At 51.7% G+C, this 544-nt stretch carries 2 protein-coding genes; one reads left to right on the top strand and one right to left on the bottom strand.

Features of this window, described 5'->3' with window-relative positions:
* On the top strand, positions 1-271 hold a 271-nt coding region (locus tag ACOCD2_RS25700; protein ID WP_419626418.1), incomplete at its 5' end, for an exonuclease domain-containing protein.
* Between the two features lie 3 nt (positions 272-274).
* On the opposite strand, the gene ACOCD2_RS25695 is transcribed toward ACOCD2_RS25700, so the two are convergent.
* On the bottom strand, positions 275-544 hold a 270-nt coding region (locus ACOCD2_RS25695), incomplete at its 5' end, for an ISL3 family transposase (protein ID WP_419626416.1).

The raw sequence follows: 544 nt of genomic DNA, 5'->3' as shown, positions 1-544 counted from the left end.
GCTGCTGGCGATGGACTTTGAAACCTCCGGCCTGGACGCAAAACACGATCACCTGCTGAGCGTGGGCTATGTAACATTGCTGCACAATCAGGTGGCCCTGGACACAGCACACCATCAGATCATCCACAGCAAAAGGGACATGGATGATGACAACATCACCATCCATCATATCACCCACGATCAGGTGGCGCAGGGCATGACACTGCCCCAGGTTGTGGAATCCATCCTGCAACAGCTCAAGGGAAAAGTGGTTCTTCGTAGATTCGTGTGAAGCCTAAGGCGCCATATCCAGGCCACCGCAGTAAAACAGGATGCTGTTTCTGAATCCTGCAAAGGATCGATAACCTCGCGCATTGGCTTTGATCGTCTGAATCTTGGAGTTCAACCCTTCAGCCACAGCATTACTGATTCGGTGTTTGAAACAGGTCAGAATATTCGGCAAATGGTTCTTGATCATTTTCGCCTTTTTCTTGATCGGTGTCAGGCGACTGCGTATGGCCCAGGCATACCAGCGGTCGAAATGCCGTTTGGCCCAGCCCGCATA

Source organism: Thiolapillus sp. (assembly GCF_048562965.1).
GTDB classification, from domain to species: domain Bacteria; phylum Pseudomonadota; class Gammaproteobacteria; order Chromatiales; family Chromatiaceae; genus Thiolapillus; species Thiolapillus brandeum_A.
This window is presented reverse-complemented; position numbering and strand designations above follow the sequence as displayed.